General features: G+C 52.1%; 16 protein-coding genes. 5 read left to right on the top strand and 11 right to left on the bottom strand.

The window, feature by feature from the left end; genetic code table 11:
- Positions 1-45: 45 nt before the first annotated feature.
- Complete coding sequence (cobB, locus tag BMY09_RS01430; protein WP_091352948.1) at positions 46-753, bottom strand: Sir2 family NAD+-dependent deacetylase; 708 nt, start codon at positions 751-753, stop codon at positions 46-48.
- A gap of 134 nt (positions 754-887) precedes the next feature.
- On the opposite strand from cobB, the gene BMY09_RS01425 reads away from it, so the two are divergent.
- The 3 genes from BMY09_RS01425 to BMY09_RS01415 all read left to right on the top strand — a co-directional run bounded on the left by BMY09_RS01425 (position 888) and on the right by BMY09_RS01415 (position 4,969).
- Entirely contained in the window at positions 888-2,273 is a 1,386-nt protein-coding gene (locus tag BMY09_RS01425; protein ID WP_091352943.1) for a PhoH family protein, read from the top strand.
- A gap of 101 nt (positions 2,274-2,374) precedes the next feature.
- A complete protein-coding gene (gene yidD / locus BMY09_RS01420) occupies positions 2,375-2,647 on the top strand; it encodes a membrane protein insertion efficiency factor YidD (protein WP_091352940.1) in 273 nt (90 codons plus the stop codon).
- A 93-nt stretch (positions 2,648-2,740) separates the two neighbouring features.
- Entirely contained in the window at positions 2,741-4,969 is a 2,229-nt protein-coding gene (locus BMY09_RS01415; protein WP_091352937.1) for a sodium:solute symporter family protein, read from the top strand.
- 43 nt (positions 4,970-5,012) lie between these two features.
- Here BMY09_RS01415 and BMY09_RS01410 read toward each other — a convergent pair whose 3' ends face one another.
- Positions 5,013-5,822: a mechanosensitive ion channel family protein gene (locus tag BMY09_RS01410; RefSeq protein ID WP_091352934.1), complete on the bottom strand. Its 810-nt coding sequence runs from the start codon at positions 5,820-5,822 to the stop codon at positions 5,013-5,015.
- Positions 5,823-6,062: 240 nt separating this feature from the next.
- On the opposite strand from BMY09_RS01410, the gene radD reads away from it, so the two are divergent.
- Positions 6,063-7,823, top strand: a complete 1,761-nt coding sequence (gene radD / locus BMY09_RS01405; protein ID WP_091353890.1) for a DNA repair helicase RadD — start codon at positions 6,063-6,065, stop codon at positions 7,821-7,823.
- 15 nt (positions 7,824-7,838) lie between these two features.
- Here radD and BMY09_RS01400 read toward each other — a convergent pair whose 3' ends face one another.
- Positions 7,839-8,699 carry a LysR family transcriptional regulator gene (locus BMY09_RS01400; RefSeq protein ID WP_091352932.1) on the bottom strand — a complete coding sequence of 287 codons (861 nt, stop codon included), beginning with the start codon at positions 8,697-8,699 and terminating at the stop codon, positions 7,839-7,841.
- 145 nt (positions 8,700-8,844) lie between these two features.
- On the opposite strand from BMY09_RS01400, the gene BMY09_RS01395 reads away from it, so the two are divergent.
- The gene (locus tag BMY09_RS01395; protein WP_091353887.1) at positions 8,845-10,038 is read left to right on the top strand and encodes a YbfB/YjiJ family MFS transporter; all 1,194 of its coding nucleotides are present in this window, start codon (positions 8,845-8,847) and stop codon (positions 10,036-10,038) included.
- A 40-nt stretch (positions 10,039-10,078) separates the two neighbouring features.
- Here BMY09_RS01395 and BMY09_RS01390 read toward each other — a convergent pair whose 3' ends face one another.
- The 8 genes from BMY09_RS01390 to hypF all read right to left on the bottom strand — a co-directional run bounded on the left by BMY09_RS01390 (position 10,079) and on the right by hypF (position 17,163).
- Positions 10,079-10,480 (bottom strand): SMI1/KNR4 family protein, encoded by a 402-nt coding sequence (locus BMY09_RS01390; RefSeq protein ID WP_091352929.1) that lies wholly within the window; start codon positions 10,478-10,480, stop codon positions 10,079-10,081.
- Positions 10,481-10,523: 43 nt separating this feature from the next.
- Positions 10,524-10,997, bottom strand: a complete 474-nt coding sequence (locus BMY09_RS01385) for a peroxiredoxin (protein WP_091352927.1) — start codon at positions 10,995-10,997, stop codon at positions 10,524-10,526.
- Positions 10,998-11,238: 241 nt separating this feature from the next.
- Positions 11,239-11,523: a putative quinol monooxygenase gene (locus BMY09_RS01380; protein ID WP_091353884.1), complete on the bottom strand. Its 285-nt coding sequence runs from the start codon at positions 11,521-11,523 to the stop codon at positions 11,239-11,241.
- Positions 11,524-11,685: 162 nt separating this feature from the next.
- The gene (locus tag BMY09_RS01375) at positions 11,686-11,931 is read right to left on the bottom strand and encodes a hypothetical protein (RefSeq protein ID WP_091352924.1); all 246 of its coding nucleotides are present in this window, start codon (positions 11,929-11,931) and stop codon (positions 11,686-11,688) included.
- Between the two features lie 426 nt (positions 11,932-12,357).
- Entirely contained in the window at positions 12,358-13,404 is a 1,047-nt protein-coding gene (hypE, locus tag BMY09_RS01370) for a hydrogenase expression/formation protein HypE (protein WP_091352921.1), read from the bottom strand.
- A gap of 59 nt (positions 13,405-13,463) precedes the next feature.
- Positions 13,464-14,609, bottom strand: coding sequence for a hydrogenase formation protein HypD (hypD, locus tag BMY09_RS01365; protein ID WP_091352918.1), 1,146 nt, complete (start codon positions 14,607-14,609; stop codon positions 13,464-13,466).
- Positions 14,606-14,860: a HypC/HybG/HupF family hydrogenase formation chaperone gene (locus BMY09_RS01360; RefSeq protein WP_091352915.1), complete on the bottom strand. Its 255-nt coding sequence runs from the start codon at positions 14,858-14,860 to the stop codon at positions 14,606-14,608. Before BMY09_RS01360 ends, hypD begins: the two co-directional genes overlap by 4 nt.
- Positions 14,851-17,163 carry a carbamoyltransferase HypF gene (hypF, locus tag BMY09_RS01355; protein WP_261833007.1) on the bottom strand — a complete coding sequence of 771 codons (2,313 nt, stop codon included), beginning with the start codon at positions 17,161-17,163 and terminating at the stop codon, positions 14,851-14,853. Before hypF ends, BMY09_RS01360 begins: the two co-directional genes overlap by 10 nt.
- Between the last annotated feature and the right edge of the window lie 126 nt (positions 17,164-17,289).

Raw genomic sequence — 17,289 nt, 5'->3', positions numbered from 1 at the left:
GTTACATTTTCTACACTACACCATTAACCCCTTGATACAAAAGAATTAACTACTGATCAAACTTTCAACAAACAGAGGCACTTCGCGGCTGGCCGGACCATAAATATGGCGATCAAATGCAGACTGTTTTTTTGAAGGCTCAAGATTAATCTCCACTGTTTCGGCCCCGACACTGTTAGCAATTTCAACAAAGCCGGCGGCGGGATAGACATGCCCCGAAGTGCCAATGGAGATAAACAGGTCGCAGCTTTCCAGGGCGTCATAAATCAGCTCCATCTGCATCGGCATCTCACCAAACCAGACAATATCCGGTCGCAGGGTGCCCATTTGACCACAACAACCACAGCGGGCATCCGGCCCGACCGGTTTGTGATGGGTAAACACCTGACCGGAGGTAGTACAACGCAGATTTAACAGCTCCCCATGCATATGAATCAGATTGCGGCTACCGGCACGCTCATGCAGATTATCAATATTCTGGGTTACCAGCAGCACTTCCCCTTTAAAGTACTGCTCCAGCTTTGCCAGCGCCAGATGTGCTGGGTTGGGGCGGATATCCGGCATCAGCAACTGCTCCCGGCGCTGATTATAAAATTGATGAACCAGCTCAGGATTGCGGGCAAACGCTTCGGGGGTAGCAACATCTTCAATACGGTGGTTTTCCCATAAACCATCCGCCGCCCGAAATGTTCTTATTCCTGATTCAGCCGATATTCCGGCACCGGTCAGAATCACAATATTCTGATATTGCACAACCCTGCTCCTCAAAAATGGTGACAAGTGGGTTTTATCCTACGCCAACTTCTGCTTAACTAACTATACAGGCCGGTTTTTTTTTTACCGGTTACTGTGTAAACATCTGAGTCGGCTCGAGAAGGAACCCCTGTATGAGTGCTGATAAGCTCTATATCCTCGATACCAACGTTTTACTGCACGACCCTAACTGCCTGTACGAATTTAAAGAACAGGATGTCGCTATACCGATGACAGTTCTTGAAGAACTGGACAACATCAAAGATCGCAAGCAGAGCGTGGCGCAGGAAGCGCGCCACGTTATCAGAGCTATTGATAAGATTCTCAGTGCCGCCACCCCATCCCAGATACTCAAAGGGGTACAGATTAAGGTTCCCGGCACCGAAGACACCACCCGGCTGGGCAAACTGAGTATATTCCCCGACCACGAACTCACCACCCGTCAGGGTTTTTTGCCTGACAATAAAAACAACGACAACCATATTATTAACTGCGCTCTGCACCTGCAGGGCAGCGATCCACACCGTGAGATCATCCTCGTTACCAAAGATATCAATATGCGCCTCAAGGCGCTGGGGGCGGGACTTCAGAAGGTTGAGGATTATCGCAAAGACCAGTTGGTATCCGATCTGGATCTGCTGCCATCCGGCCATCACCATATCGAAGGCAACTTCTGGGAAAAAGTCGAACAGGTTAAAAGCTATCAGGAAGGACCTAACACCTACCATAAGGTCAATCCCGATCTGCTACCGGATGCCTATCCCTGTCAGTATATTTACGATGATTCAAAAGATTTTGCGGCACGGGTGGTTTCAGTCAGCCATGAAGAGACTGTGCTGCTCGACCTTGGCTACGATAAGCTGATGCAACAGGAGTGCTGGGGCATCCACCCCATCAATATCTATCAGGCGTTTGCCATGCAGTCGATTCAGGACCCGGATATCGATCTGTGTCTGCTGAACGGTGCAGCGGGCTCCGGTAAAACCCTGATCGCACTGGCCTGTGCCCTGGAGATGGTGATCGAAGAGGGACGCTTCAACAAGATTATCGTCACCCGCTCTACCCCTCCGGTGGCCGAAGATATCGGTTTCCTGCCAGGTACTGAAGAGGAGAAGATGACTCCGTGGCTAAGTTCTATCCACGATAACCTGGAAGCGATGCACGAAGGTGATGAACGGCCTCAGAGCAGTGTTAAATACGCGATAGAGAAGGCCAACATTCAGTTTAAGTCGCTCAACTTTATCCGTGGGCGAAGCATTCAGAATGCTGTGGTGCTGATCGATGAAGCACAGAACCTGACACCCCAACAGTTGAAAACCATCCTCACCCGTTGTGGTAAGGACAGTAAGATGATCTGTCTGGGTAACCTGGCACAGATCGACTCCAACTACCTGACCCCACTCACATCTGGTCTGACCTATGTCGTGGAGCGCTTTAAAGACTTCGAGGGCGCATCAACTATCCACCTGGAGGGCATTTTCCGCTCAAGACTGGCGGAGTACGCTGAAGAGCATCTCTGATCTGCCCGAAAGCAGCTGTTATCAAACTTACTGCTATCAAAGCCGCGCTGTGACGCGGCTTTTGCTTGTCTACGGCTCCCCGACAGCGCTACACTTAAACGATGATTCTACGACGCTGCTTTATCTTCCTGATCCGCACCTACCAATACCTGATAAGCCCGTTTCTGGGGCCTAATTGCCGGTTTTATCCAACCTGCTCAGCGTATACCCTTGAAGCGATCGAAACCCATGGCGTGATCAAAGGCTGCTGGCTGGGTATTAAACGCCTCGGCAAATGCCATCCTGGCCATCCCGGAGGGTATGACCCGGTACCGCCTGCATGTTGCAGTGCAAATAAAGTAGACCAGGAAACCTCTTCAACACCGCCGGAATAAGTTTTTGGGTAACCTTTAATTGACCTGAGAAGCGAAGCCAGCTATAGCTTAACTGTCTGATTTACAAACTAAGCCGTTGAAGTAAGGATCAGGATGTTTAGCTCTCTTACTGTAATTCTCACCGTGACTTTGTATATGGCGGTACTTTTCGGTATCGCACAATTAGTTGAAAGACGTAGCGAGACCCGCAGGGAGAGCTTTAAAAGTCCCTGGGTTTACTGCCTCTCGCTGGCGGTCTACCATACCTCCTGGACCTTTTATGGCAGTGTCGGCTTTGCCGCCAGCTCTGGCCTGCAGTTTCTCGGCGTTTACCTTGGCGCGATGCTGGGCATTGCGTTCTGGTGGGTCACCCTGCGACGCATGGTGTTTGCCAAAGAGGTTTTTCGCATCACCAGTATCGCCGACTTTATCTCCACCCGCTATAACCGTTCCGAAACCATTGCCGCGCTGGTCACCCTGATCGCCCTGTTCGGGGTTCTGCCCTATATTGCCCTGCAGCTGAAAGCCGTAGTCGCCTCCTTTCAATTGATTACCGACCATGAAAGCTCCACCATGGGCTGGGGGTTATCCGGCTTACTGATCACACTGTTCATGATCGCCTTTACCATCATGTTTGGTATGCGCCGTTTAGATCCCACCGAACGACATCAGGGGATTATGACCGCCCTGGCAGTGGAGTGTCTGGTGAAACTGGTTGCCTTTATCACCATCGGGCTGTTTGTCAGCTTCGGCCTGTTTAATGGTTTCGATGATATTACCGAACGTCTGTTTGACCAGGGATTCGAACGGGTGATTCAGGTCAGCGGCACCTCTAACTCCGGTATTATGTGGCTGACACTGATCGTGCTCAGCTTCGCTGCCATCCAGAACCTGCCCCGCATGTTTCATGTTGCAGTGGTGGAAAATGCAGATCACAAACACATTAAAACCGCGATCTGGGTATTGCCACTGTATATGGTTCTGATCAATCTGTTTGTGGTACCGATTGCCGCCGGGGGGCTTCTGATGGGGTTGCCACAGGAGTCCGCCGACTACTATGTGTTGTTACTGCCACAACTGGCGGGTAATAACGCCCTCACATTGCTGGCATTTATCGGTGGTTTTTCTGCCGCCACAGGAATGATCATCGTCACCACGATGACTCTCTCCACAATGGCCTCCAACCATCTGATTCTTCCGGTACTGGAAAGAGTGCCTGCCTGCCGCTTCATTAAACCCTTTCTGCTACAGATTCGCTGGCTGCTGGCGGCGATGATTCTGCTGGGCAGCTACGGCTTTGCCATCGAGTTCACCGATTCCTATATTCTGGTGGCGATCGGCCTGATCTCATTTGTTGCGGTGCTTCAGTTCTCTCCAGCTCTTTTGGGTGGCCTGTTCTGGAGCAGGGGAAATAGCGCCGGAGCACTGGCTGGTTTGCTTGCTGGATTCCTGATGTGGATCTATACCCTGATGATTCCGGCCTTTGTCAGCCATGGATGGTTTCCTGAAACGATTCTCGATGAAGGACTGTTTGGCTTTGCCCTGCTGCGACCTGAAGCGCTGTTTGGCTTTGATGAGATCGGTTCCATCCCCCACAGTGTATTCTGGACCCTGCTGGTTAATATCGGTTTCTACATCTTCGGCTCACTGCTATACAATCCACACAAAGCAGAGCGAAACCTTTCCACCGAGTTTCTCTGCTCAATGAAACCCGCCCCCTCTCAGAGAGCCCGTCCCACAGGGCTGGACCGTTACATCCCTCTGGATGACAAACTTAACGAAGCACAAACTCTGCTGGAAAGTTATCTCAACAAAGACAAGACTAAAGCCGCCCTGCTACAAATCACCGAAGACCTGCAAGTCACAGGTAAGAGCCATATCGCCATTATCGAGTTGCTCGAGTTCCATCGTATGCTGGAGCACATACTCGCCGGTTCAATTGGCGCGGCCAGTGCCCATAAAGCGATGGAGAGCAGTATTCGTTATAACACCCGTGAGGCCACCGACCTGAAGGCACTCTATAGCCATCTGGTGGTTGAACTTAATCAGCAGCGAATGCCCGCGAATGAGAACCTGAATGAGGCTGAAGCAGGTAGCCAGAGCTATGGCCTGATCAATAACTTGCAAAATAAGATCAAAAAAAATGAGCAGACGATCAAAATGCTGAACAAGCAGATTGAAGATCTGGAAGCCCGCCTTGAGCTCCGTTATCAGGAGATCTTCCGTTCCCGCCTTGAAACCCAAAAGGTACGGCAGGAAAATGAAACCCTCAGAATACAGTTAGAAAATAGCCTGCTGATTGAAAAACCGTTAGACCCGGCAGAGAAACCGCTTAAAGAGTAGGAAAAAACAGCCGCATATGCGGCTGTTTCGAAAGCAGTCAGAACTACTCGCTGTCGTGCTTGTACTGATGAATATCCATCTGTGGGAACGGAATAGAGATCCCTTCCTCATCAAAGCGCAGTTTCACGCTTTCAGTAGTATCGAACTTCACTGCCCAGAAATCAGCAGACTTTACCCATGGACGCACCACGAAGTTAACGCTGCTATCCGCCAGTTCAGACACGGCAATCACCGGTGCCGGGTCCTGCAGGACCCGTTCATCACTGGTCACAATCTCTTCCAGCAATGCTTTGGCTTTCTTCAGATCATCGCCATAGCCAATGCCAAAAACCATATCTACACGACGGGTGTCACGGGCAGAATAGTTAGTGATAACCCCGCTGTAGATATTGCCATTCGGTACTATGACCTCTTTGTTATCGCCGGTACGCATAATGGTATTGAAAATACTGATGTGCTCAACAACACCGGCAACACCCGCCGCTTCGATAAAATCCCCCTCTTTGAAGGGACGGAAAACAATCAGCATTACGCCTGCGGCAAAATTCTGCAAAGAGCCCTGCAGTGCCAGACCAACCGCCAGACCGGCAGCACCCACCAGAGCGATCAGCGAGGTCGTATCAACCCCCAACTGGTCCAGTGAGGCCACAATCACCACTAACAGCAGCAGGATATTGGCAATCGAAGAGATAAAGTTGACCAGAATCTCCTCCATTTTACTTTTGCGGAGCGCTTTACCCAGCAGGTTCACCAATACCTTTGCGACCATTCGACCGACGATAAAGATAGCCGCCGCCAACGCGATATTTATAGCCCAGGGCAACACATAAACATCGATAAAAGATAGATCCATTTCCATTTCCTCTTTTGTCATAGACACTGCATTGAATAAATATTATTTCAGAATAGACGCAATTCGATCACCCATCGACAAAAATGCGCAACGCCTGCTTTCTATAAGCAGAAATATCTCACAATAACGGACAAAAATCCCGTTTAAATCAGCCATTTCCACGCTAAAATAGTCGTATGCCTCTACCCTGTCATGCAGATCAACTGCTCATCAATTCTGAACGCACATCTGGTTATTTTTATGGCCAATAGTTTTCAGCTGCGTGATTATCAGCGGGATGCGGTAGCAGCAACCCTGAACCATTTTCGCAATAGCGATGAGCCGGCCGTCATCGTTCTGCCAACCGGCGCAGGTAAAAGCCTGGTTATCGCTGAACTGGCACGCCTGGCACGGCGAAAAATTCTGGTGCTGGCCCATGTCAAAGAGCTGGTTGAGCAGAATCACAACAAATACCTGAACTACGGACTTGAAGGCGGCATCTATTCTGCAGGCTTAAAGCAGAAACAGAGTCATTATCAGGTCACCTTTGCCAGCGTGCAGTCAGTCGCCCGCAACCTCAGGGATTTCGCCACCGAACACTCACTGGTGATTATCGATGAATGCCACCGGATCAGCGACGACGAAAACAGCCAGTATCAACAGATTTTCGCGCAACTGAGGGAGTATAACCCCCGGCTGAAGCTGCTGGGTTTAACCGCAACACCCTACCGCATGGGGATGGGCTGGATCTATCGCTATCACTATCGCGGCTTCTGCCGCAGCAGCGAGTCACGCCCCTTTGAGCACTGCATCTATGAGCTCCCTCTGCAATACATGATCAAACGGGGCTTCCTCACCCCTCCCAAAATGGTCGATGCGCCGATCACTCAATATGATTTTTCAGCCCTCAATGCCAACCGTTTTGGCCACTATGCAGAGGCAGAGGTGAACCAGTTACTGGTCCGTCATCCACGGGTAACCCGGGCGATCTGTGAACAGATCGTGGAACTGGCAGCAGAACGCTGCGGGGTCATGGTGTTCGCCGCAACCGTCAGGCATGCCCATGAGATATGCAGCTACCTTCCGGAAAAGGAAACGGCGCTGATCACCGGAGATACGGCACATACAGAACGGGACCAACTAATCAGTCGCTTTAAAACAAGGCAGATAAAATATCTGGTCAATGTCGCGGTGCTGACCACCGGTTTCGATGCCCCCCATGTGGATTTTATCGCCCTGCTCAGGCCCACCCAGTCCGTCTCTCTGTTTCAACAGATCGTGGGTCGGGGACTCAGGCTGGCTGAGGGCAAACAGGACTGCCTGGTGATGGATTATGCGGGTAACGGCTTCGATCTGTACTCGCCCGAAGTGGGGCAGCCAAAACCGGATAGCAGCAGTGTGCCGGTACAGGTGTTCTGTCCGGTCTGTGAATTTGCCAATATTTTCTGGGGCAAGACAGATGAGGAGGGCAATATTCTCGAACACTTCGGCCGACGCTGTCAGGGTACCATTGAGGGTGTAGACAGCACCCCGTCTCAGGATAAAAAGTCACAATGCGACTATCGTTTCCGCTTTAAGGAATGCCCCCAGTGCAATGCGGAAAACGACATTGCCGCCCGCCACTGTCATCAGTGCGGTCACGCCATCATCGACCCCGATGATCAGCTCAAAGCAGCTCTTAAGCTGAAAGATGCCATGGTTATCCGCTGCGCCGGTATCTCGTTAAGCGAATCAAACAGCAGACTCAGAGTCATCTATCACGATGAACAGGGCGAAGAGCTGAGTGAGCTGTTTGATATGCATAATAGCAAGCAGCGAAAACGGTTTAACGACCTGTTCGGACGACGCTTTGGCCAGAGTTTACAGCCACGTCAGTTCAACTCGGTTGAGGAGGTGTTAGCGGTATCCCATCTGTTTACCGCCCCAGACTTTGTTGTCGCCCGTAAAGCCGGAAAGTTCTGGCGGGTACAGGAGCGCATCTTTGATTATCAGGGCAACTACCGCAAAGCCAATCAGCTATAACTCATGGGATCAGTCTTAAATAGCCTTATCCCGGTTTGGCAGCCAGCGTAACGAGTCAAACAGTGCCTCGATCACGTTCAACGCTGGGGTGCTGCGGTGGCGGATAAACTGGGTCGGCACTAGAGATACATCATCAGGCAGGGGTTCAAACTCCAGGTTATCACGATAGATCGATAGCTCGACCACATTGCGGGGCATCAGTGTCACCCCCAGCCCCTGAGCCACACAGCCGAGAATCCCCTCAAGTGTGCCCAGCTCACTCAGACCGTAACCGTTATTCTGATGGTTCCGTGACCACTGCAACGCTTTTTGTCGATAGACACAGCCTTCCCGGAACAGTACCAGATTATCCGCCGGAGCCACGCTCCCGGGTTTCACTAATACCAACTCCTGAGTCATGACATCAATAGTGACCAGATCAGGATGATCTATCGGCCCCGCCACAAAGGCACAATCAATATGATGCTCCAATACTGCCCGAAGCAGCTCCGCGGTCGTTGCAGCCGTGACCTGTGGTTTAAGTTTTGGGCAGCTCTCTCTCAATGCCCCCAACAGCTGTGGCAGGTGGGTTGCCGTAAATGTTTCCATGGCACCAATTTTAATCTCAGCAGCACCTTTATCCGCCAGCCTGACAGCGACACCTGCTTGCCGCTCCAGTTGAAGAATCTGTTCGGCATACTCGAGAAGAATCATACCCGGGCGGGTTAATTCAAGCCCACGCCCCTTGCGGGAAAACAGTTTAGTACCTAACTCCTCTTCCAGCCGCTGAATCCGTGTAGTGACATTAGACTGCACTGTATTCAGTTGCTTCGCCGCAGCCAGTATGCCGCCCTCTTTCGCTACCTTTTCAAAGGTTTTCAGTGCTATCAGTTCCAACCTTATCTCCATACAACCGTCAACAGATGCAATATAAGCAAACAAATCATTCTTTATTAAAGAACATATGGTTCTTAATAATTCATTAGTAACGAATAATATTAATACATACACTTACAAAAAACATAAAAACAGTCTGAGTTCTATGGATACAACTGCAAACAGGCAACATCTCAAAGTACTGGGCTCCGGTCTGCTCGGCCTGATTCTTACCATCGGTATCGCCCGCTTCTGCTATACCACCCTGCTACCCGCGATGCAGGCAGAAGCCGGTTTGAGCGACCTGGGCGGAGGCTATCTGGCCACCATTAATTATATCGGCTATATGTGTGGCGCCCTGCTGGCTGCCACCGTTGGTAACCTGAAAATCAAAGATACCTTCTACCGTGCAGGTCTGATAATAGCGGTGATTACCACCCTCGGCATGGCTCTGACCAATAACATCTGGCTCTGGGGAGTATTGCGATTTTTCTCGGGACTAAGCAGTGCCAGTGGCATGCTGATCAGTGCCGGGCTGATTATGAACTGGCTGTTGCGTCACGGCCACCGACCTGAACTGGGTATTCACTATGCAGGAGCCGGGCTGGGTATCATTGTCAGTGGTTTAGCAGCCGAACTGATGATCGGTCACCTCGACTGGAGAGAACAGTGGCTGGCCGTCGGCGTGCTGGGGTCTCTGATTGCTATCCCCGCCTGGCGCTGGTTGCCCCGTCCGGATACCAGCCATCAGACCACTGCCGGTCAGCGGTTGCAGGACAACCCTCCCAGCCGGCGCTGGTTTATACTGCTGGGTATCATGTATTTTTGTGCCGGTTATGCCTATGTGATCAGCGCCACTTTTCTGGTGGCAATCGTTGAAGCGCAGCCTGCTCTGCAGGGTGATGGCCAGATTGTCTGGGTCTTTGTCGGTCTGAGTGCGACCCCTGCGGTGATTCTGTGGGACAGAGTTGCCCGCCGACTGGGAGAGTTAAATACCCTGCTGATCGCTTTTCTGATTCAGATTATCGGCATCATACTGCCCGCCCTGAACGATACCCTCTGGGTCGTACTCATCAGCGCAGTCCTCTATGGCGGCAGCTTTATCGCGATCGTCAGTCTGGTGCTGGCGATGGCGGGTCGTTTCTACCCCACCAAACCGGCAAAACTGATGGGCAGACTGACACTACTCTACGGTATCGCTCAGATCGGAGCCCCCGCCATCGCCGGGATTATCGCCGACCAGGGTGGCAGTTATGCTGACTCCCTCTATATTGCCGCTGCGATCTCAGTGTTGGGGGCGGGAATGATTCTGATACTCAAGGCCGGTGAGCAACGAGAGCTGGCCCTCAAAACAGCTTAAAAAAAACGGCTCATCTGAGCCGTTATAATCATCTGATGCATTAACTGACCAGCCAGACCTCTCTGGCCCACTCCCACACAGTGGTCCACTCCTCAACTTCACCACTCTCCGGCGTCCAGTAAACCACAGAGCCTTCAATGGTGACCGCATAAAAACCACCATCATGGGCACAGATCGGGGTTTGCTCGCGGGACAGGCCAATCGACCAGGCATACGCAGCGACTTCAGGCAGATGGGTATGCGAAGAGGGGTCGGCCACGGTCACCGGTTCGATAGAACCGCAGATAACATCACTGACCGTCAGCAGAAACTCTTTAAAATCCGGATAAAGCGGTACACAGATCTCCTCTTCCGCCGCGACAATATCGTCAAAATCCGGCAGTTCCAGAGGCGTTACTACGTCGATATTAGCATCACGCAGCGCATCAATTACATCTTGCATAGGTGTCCCACATTACTCACTGACTTAAATGAAACGGATTGTATCAGAGCAGCTCAAGCATCGCTTCAGCGCTACTCACTTCAAAGGTTTTTGGTTCCTCGACATTGAGAGCGGTCACTACACCATCTTCAATAATCATTGAGTAACGCCGTGAGCGGATACCTCCAAATGAGCCGCTGTCCATATCCAGCCCCATCGCCTTAGTCAGATCAGCACCACCATCCGCAATCATGGTAATCTGCTCAGCATTCTGCGTTTCAGCCCACGCCTTCATAACAAATGCATCATTCACCGAAAGACAGGCGATCAGATCGACGCCTTTGCTGAAGATATCATCCGCATGAACGATATAACCCGGCAGATGCGATGCAGAGCAGGTCGGCGTAAACGCACCAGGCAAGGCAAACAAGACCACTTTCTTATCAGCAAAAAGCTGATCCGTGCTCACGGCAGACGTTTCACCAGCAAAAATAGTGCTGACACTGACAGCCGGAATTTTATCACCCACTTGAATCATAATCGTTACCTATAGATATTATTTAATGCTTAGTTATACAGATCAACATAGAAACCGGATCATCCGGGATTTCGTTCTATAACGGAAGTTTAGCAGAGCCAAGAGTAGCATCTGATAACAACCGCATCACTATAGCCGGGTTTTACTCCGTTTAATCGATTATTTCACAGCTCGTAATTAAGAATTCGTACTTGAGAGTTCGTACTTGAGAGTTCTACTGATCATTTCTACCTGATAGTTTTTACCTGACAGTTTTTATCTGATAGTTCCGTTCAGCGTTTGCTGTCACCTGAGCCCAGTAAGAAGATCGGGTTCGTGCCTGGTGTGCCTGAAATGCGGCGCGATCAGAAAACTCTTCAAAAACAACGAAGCGACAGGGATTAGTCTGACACTGAGTCACCTCGAATCGAAGACAACCCGGCTCATCCAGCGTCAGTTTTCGATGATTTACCAGCTCCCGGATGACGGCATCAAGATCCGGCTCAGGAACCCGTATAAACCCTGTTAATCTGATCTTTAACGTCACTCCTTCACCCACTTATCCATATCCATGTTAACTACGCCAATACAGAGACCAGCTCATCCTCTTGAGGTTCATTACATACTAATGCTGCAGAAATTAACAAGACCGTCACCAACAAATAAGAGAACCTGCGAAGAAAAGGAACAACCACTAAAGGCTAAGAAATTATTGCTTCTGCGCCTCTTCCAACGCTGCCGCCCTTTTTGCCGCTTCGCTCTGAATATAATCGCTCATCTCTTTGCCAAACTGCTTAACTTCATCGGGACGGGTAGGCACTTCTGGAACATCCGGGGCTGTATGCGTGGAGTTGAGGTCGGCTGATGCATCAGGTGCAACGGCTTTCGGTGCCATCTGCTGAATAGTCAGCAAACCAACAATAAGCAGCGCAACCATCAGTATGATCAGTTTCATCAAACGTCCTCACTATTCATAACTGCCGTTAAACAACACATCAGTTTAGCAAGAATATCAGACTTATAAGATCATTGATTCCTGCCAACAAAATGAATGACGTTTCCAAAAGTATTCGAATCCCTGAGCGGGTGTAGGGGTGCACCAGGCAAGGCCTGGCAAGCGACGTGTAGCTCTTCTTACACCAGCGAGCGTAAAAGCACATGGTGCTCCCCAGTATTCGAAGAACTGAGCGAGTGTAGGGGAGCATCAGGCAAGGCCTGGCAAGCGACGTGTAGCTCTTCTTACACGAGCGAGCGTAAACGCAGCATAGACATTCCCAAAACTGAGCGAGTGTAGGGGAGCATCAGGCAAGGCCTAGCGAGCGACGTGTAGCTCTCTTACACGAGCGAGCGTAAACGCAGCATGGTGATCCCCTACACCCGCTCAGCAGATGCGGGGGAGTTGCTCGGCCGAAATCCAATCCACCATCCGCCGTCCACCAAACACCGTTTCCATCTGCACAAACTTCAACGGATCTGCGGTCACTTCACCAATAATCGCAGCCTCTTGCCCTTTCGAATGTTTCCGCATCACGGCCAGCAGTTGCTCCGCTTTATCAGCCGGACAAAACGCTACCAGTTTGCCCTCATTAGCCACATAGAGCGGATCCAGCCCGAGAAACTCACAGGCGGCACTGACCTGAGGTTTAACCGGTATAGTTGCTTCGTAGATGGTAACCCCGACATGGCTGCTCTGGGCGATCTCATTCAGGGTTGCGGCCAGTCCGCCCCGGGTGGGATCCCGCATACAGTTAATCTCTGGTACTTCGGCCACCATTGCGGCTACCAGATCATGCAGGGACTGACTGTCAGACGCTATAGTGGTTTCAAAGGTTAAGCCTTCGCGCAGAGACATAATGGCAACCCCGTGATCCCCCAGGGTGCCGGAGAGGATAATCTTATCCCCCGGTTGCACCCGGTTACCGGAAAGATTCAGCTGTTCCACCAGCACACCGATGCCGGTGGTGTTGATAAAGCAGCCATCCCCTTTGCCCCGTTCCACCACTTTGGTGTCACCGGTGACGATAGCGACACCGGCCTCCTCTGCGGCCCGAGCCATGGATTGTACAATGCGTTGCAGATCTGCCAGCGGGAACCCCTCTTCCAGAATAAAGCCCGCGGAGAGGTACTTTGGTACCGCACCGGACATCGCCACATCGTTAACCGTGCCATGTACTGACAACGAACCGATATCCCCTCCGGGAAAAAACAGCGGCGAGATCACATGGCTGTCGGTGGCCATCACCACACGTCCCGGCGGCAGGGTAAAACAGGCCTGATCGTTCATCTGCTCCAGCCAGGGGTTGGAAAACGCCTGCAGAAACAGCTCATCAATCAGCTGTGCCATCGCTTTACCCCCGCTGCCGTGGGCCATCTCTACCCGGCCATTCTGCAGGTCCAGCGCATGGCTGTATTCAGTTCGCTTGGTCATTATGTATAAACCCTTATCTCTGAGCCACTTGTATTACTTGTCGCGATGTTTCATTTTGATCAGGCATGCTCTTTGGCGATCAGCGATTCCTGATGCCGGCCGTAGCTATAATAGGCCGCACAGGCGCCCTCACTGGAGACCATACAGGGCCCCAGCGGATTTTCCGGCGTACAGGCCCCACCAAACAGCGTGCAATCCCGCGGGGATTTCACTCCGTGTAAAATTGGTCCGCACAGACAGGCAGAGTTTTCCGCTGAACTGCGATATTCCACCGGAAAACGTTTTTCCGCATCGAACCCGGCAAACTCTGCTCTGATCTGCAGCGCGCTACGGGGGACAAAACCCAGACCTCGCCATTCGAAGCTATCCCGCTCTTCAAAGGTTTCATCGACAATCTGTTTAGCGCGCTCATTACCCTGCCGTGTCACGGCACGGGAGAACTCATTCTCAACCTCTGCCCGGCCCTCATTCACCTGGCGGATCAGCATCAGAATCGCCTGCAGCAGATCCAGCGGTTCAAAGCCGGCAATGACAATCGGTTTACTGTATTCGACAGCAAAACGCTCATAGGGCTGGCTGCCAATCACGGTGCTGACATGGGCCGGGCCAACAAAGCCATCCAGTTTAAGCAGCCCAAGTTCTCCCGCTTCAGGGGAATCAAGAATACTGCTGATCGCTGCCGGGGTGAGCACATGGTTACAAAACACACTGAAATTCTTCACCCCCAGCTTTTTCGCCTGATGAATCACCAGTGCTGTGGGCGGGGTGGTAGTTTCAAATCCGATGGCAAAGAACACCACCTCCCGATCGGGATTATCCTGTGCCAGCTTAAGCGCATCCATAGAGGAGTAGACCATCCGCACATCAGCCCCTTCTGCCCGCGCTTTCAGCAGACTGCGCTTGCGCGAACCAGGCACCCGCATCATATCGCCATAGGAACAGAGAATAACGTCATGGGCGACCGCCAGCTCGATCGCAGTGTCCAGACGGCTGATCGGCAGGACACACACAGGACAACCCGGCCCGTGAATCATGTTGACATTATCCGGCAGCAGATCGGGAATACCGTAGCGAAAAATGGCGTGGGTATGCCCCCCACAGAACTCCATCAGGTTGTATTGCCGTGACGGCAACGCTTCGTTACGGATACGTTCGGCGATCTCCCGCGCCAGTTTGCCATCCCGGTATTCATCAACATACTTCATGGGAGCACCTGCTGATTATCGTTGATTGCCGCTTGCAGCTCGCCCAGTTCAGCGAACAGTTCCAGTGTTTTACGAGCCTCTTCCGGATCGATCTTATTCAGAGCATAGCCCACATGCAGAATCACATAATCACCGACCGTCAGATCCTCGATCAGCGCCACATTGATCTCTTTACGAACGCCTCCGATATCGGCAATCGCGGTGTCACTATCGAGTATTTCAACCACCTCTACGGGTATTGCTAAACACATTGGGATAACCCCTTTACCGGTTGTTTATCGTTGTTATTTTGCCGGGCCAGCAGATGTGCTATCTGTGCCTGGCCAAGACTGATCCCCGCATCATTGCAGGGTAGTTTTGCAGCACTATAGACGGTTATCCCCGCCTGCTGTAAATTTTCTGTGAGCCCCTGTAACAGTATCTGATTGAGGAAACAGCCGCCCCCCAGTACCACAGTGCTGATATTAACCCTCCGACTCTGAGTGATAACCCAGCGACTCAGCCCCTCAATCAGCTGACAGTGAAACAGCGCGGCACCCCATTCAGGGTCTTCAGTATCCGCAATACACTGTAGCAGTCGATTCAGCATTGGCTGGCCGGACTCACTGAAGTCGATCAGCAAATCCAGCTGCGGATGATCAGAACGTTGCAGATAACGGCAGGCACTGGCCTCAAGCTGCATCGCCGCATCCGCCTCAAAACTGTTGCTATGACAGATACCTAACAGGGATGCGACCGCATCAAACAATCGACCTGTACTACTGGTTTGCGGGCAGTTAAAGCCCTGATCCAGCATCTGTTTAACAGTGATCGCGGCGGGTTGAGAGAAGCGGGCCGAAATCTCATCGCCACGCCCTAACCGATGCAAAACAGCCGCAGCGGAACGCCAGGGCTCGATTGATGCGCGGTCACCACCGGGCAGTGCCAGTTGAGGCAGATGACCCAGGCGGCTATAGCGATGTCCATCCACTTGCAGCAGTTCACCTCCCCATAACTGCTGATCAGGCCCCAGCCCAAGACCATCCAGCGCCAGACCCAGCACCTCTTCACTGATATTCTGTTCGGCCATGACCGAGGCGAGATGCGCATGATGATGCTGAACCCGATACAGAGGGATATCGTTCTGCTGCGCATATTCCCGGGCAAACCGGCTGCTATAAAAATCGGGATGCAGATCGCAGACCACCTGCTCAGGCTGAATGCCCAACAATGAAGTCAGGTGCCCGGTCATCTGGGTCAGCGACTGACAACAGTCCGGGTTATCCAGATCACCAATATACTGGGATACGTAAGCCCGATTCCCCTGCGTCAGACAGAGGGTATTCTTAAAAAACGCACCAACCGCCAGGGTCGCCGGACCACTCTGTGGTAAGCGAATCACCTGTGGGGCCAGCCCCCTGCCCCGGCGAATCAGCGGCATCAGATCCGACAACCCATTCACCACGGAGTCATCACAACGGATATGAATATCCCGGTTATGCAGCAGAAAACCATCGGCGATCCCCTGCAACTGAGTAACCGCCTGCTGATTATCGGTCACCAGCGGGTTGCCGCTACGGTTACCGCTGGTCATCACCAACAGCGGAGTCTGAGGTTGGCGGAGCCAGTCGGTTCCGGCAGGACTACCACATAAGCGGTGTAACAGAAGATAGTGCAACGGGGTATGGGGCAGCATTACACCACACCAGGCCAGACCAGGAGCAATGCCCTCAGGCAACTCATCCACTGAAGGACAGAGTAAAACCGGCGCATCCTGGGCCTGCAATCGTTGTTCCCGTATGACATTCAGCGACACTATCGACGTCAGCGACTGCGGATTCAGCCCCATCACAGCAAACGGCTTAACCGGGCGACTCTTACGCTGACGCAGTCGTTGAACGGCCGCCGGGTTGCGTGCATCGCACACCAGATGAAATCCGCCAATCCCTTTAACGGCAACAATCATCCCCTGCTGAATCAGCGCCACTGCGGCGGCCAGCGGATCCCCCTGTTGAGGTTCTCCCGTCCCCGCAACAAAACTCAGGTGGGGGCCACAGACCGAACAGGCATTGGGCTGAGCATGGAAGCGACGGTCGGCAGGATTAGAATATTCACGCTGACAGGCAGGACAGAGCGCAAACTCAGACATGGTCGTCTGATGACGATCGTAGGGCAGCGCCCGGATAATACTGTAGCGCGGGCCACAGTTAGTGCAGTTAATAAAGGGATAAAGATAGCGCCGGTCACCCGCATCAAACAGTTCATCTAAGCAATCCGGGCAGACGGCAGCATCAGGGGTTGCCGCCACCTGCAGATCGCCCTGGCGGCTTGCAACAATGCGAAAACCGGAGAGGTGTTGCGGCGCCGCAGGTTCCGCCTGAACTGCTTCAATCAGCGACATTGGAGGTTGTTCCTGCTCAAGCAGCTGCTGGAACAACAGCAGATCAGAGGCCGGTCCCTCTGCAAAGATCTCCACCCCTGAAGCAGAGTTGGCAACGGTACCCTTCAGGCCAAGACGGCAGGCAAGGTTATACACAAAAGGTCGGAAACCAACCCCCTGCACCTGCCCTCTGATCCGGATACTGATTGCTGCAATAATAATAGTCCGCCCCTGCTCACACCTGTTCTGACCTGGCTAACAGTCTACAAGTTATATGCCAACAGACAGAATATAACCCATCAACAGCTGTAACGGGGAGGG

This window comes from Amphritea atlantica, from assembly GCF_900111095.1.
Lineage (GTDB): Bacteria > Pseudomonadota > Gammaproteobacteria > Pseudomonadales > Balneatricaceae > Amphritea > Amphritea atlantica.
The sequence above is the reverse complement of the archived record's forward strand: the minus strand, read 5'-3'. Positions and strand labels throughout refer to the sequence as shown.

Coding starts and splice junctions, on each gene's coding strand:
- BMY09_RS01425 (WP_091352943.1), top strand. CDS start 888: ATGAGTGCTGATAAGCTCTATATCCTCGATACCAACGTTTTACTGCAC.
- yidD (WP_091352940.1), top strand. CDS start 2,375: ATGATTCTACGACGCTGCTTTATCTTCCTGATCCGCACCTACCAATAC.
- BMY09_RS01415 (WP_091352937.1), top strand. CDS start 2,741: ATGTTTAGCTCTCTTACTGTAATTCTCACCGTGACTTTGTATATGGCG.
- BMY09_RS01410 (WP_091352934.1), bottom strand. CDS start 5,822: ATGGATCTATCTTTTATCGATGTTTATGTGTTGCCCTGGGCTATAAAT.
- radD (WP_091353890.1), top strand. CDS start 6,063: ATGGCCAATAGTTTTCAGCTGCGTGATTATCAGCGGGATGCGGTAGCA.
- BMY09_RS01395 (WP_091353887.1), top strand. CDS start 8,845: ATGGATACAACTGCAAACAGGCAACATCTCAAAGTACTGGGCTCCGGT.
- BMY09_RS01390 (WP_091352929.1), bottom strand. CDS start 10,480: ATGCAAGATGTAATTGATGCGCTGCGTGATGCTAATATCGACGTAGTA.
- BMY09_RS01385 (WP_091352927.1), bottom strand. CDS start 10,997: ATGATTCAAGTGGGTGATAAAATTCCGGCTGTCAGTGTCAGCACTATT.
- BMY09_RS01375 (WP_091352924.1), bottom strand. CDS start 11,931: ATGAAACTGATCATACTGATGGTTGCGCTGCTTATTGTTGGTTTGCTG.
- hypE (WP_091352921.1), bottom strand. CDS start 13,404: ATGACCAAGCGAACTGAATACAGCCATGCGCTGGACCTGCAGAATGGC.
- hypD (WP_091352918.1), bottom strand. CDS start 14,609: ATGAAGTATGTTGATGAATACCGGGATGGCAAACTGGCGCGGGAGATC.
- BMY09_RS01360 (WP_091352915.1), bottom strand. CDS start 14,860: ATGTGTTTAGCAATACCCGTAGAGGTGGTTGAAATACTCGATAGTGAC.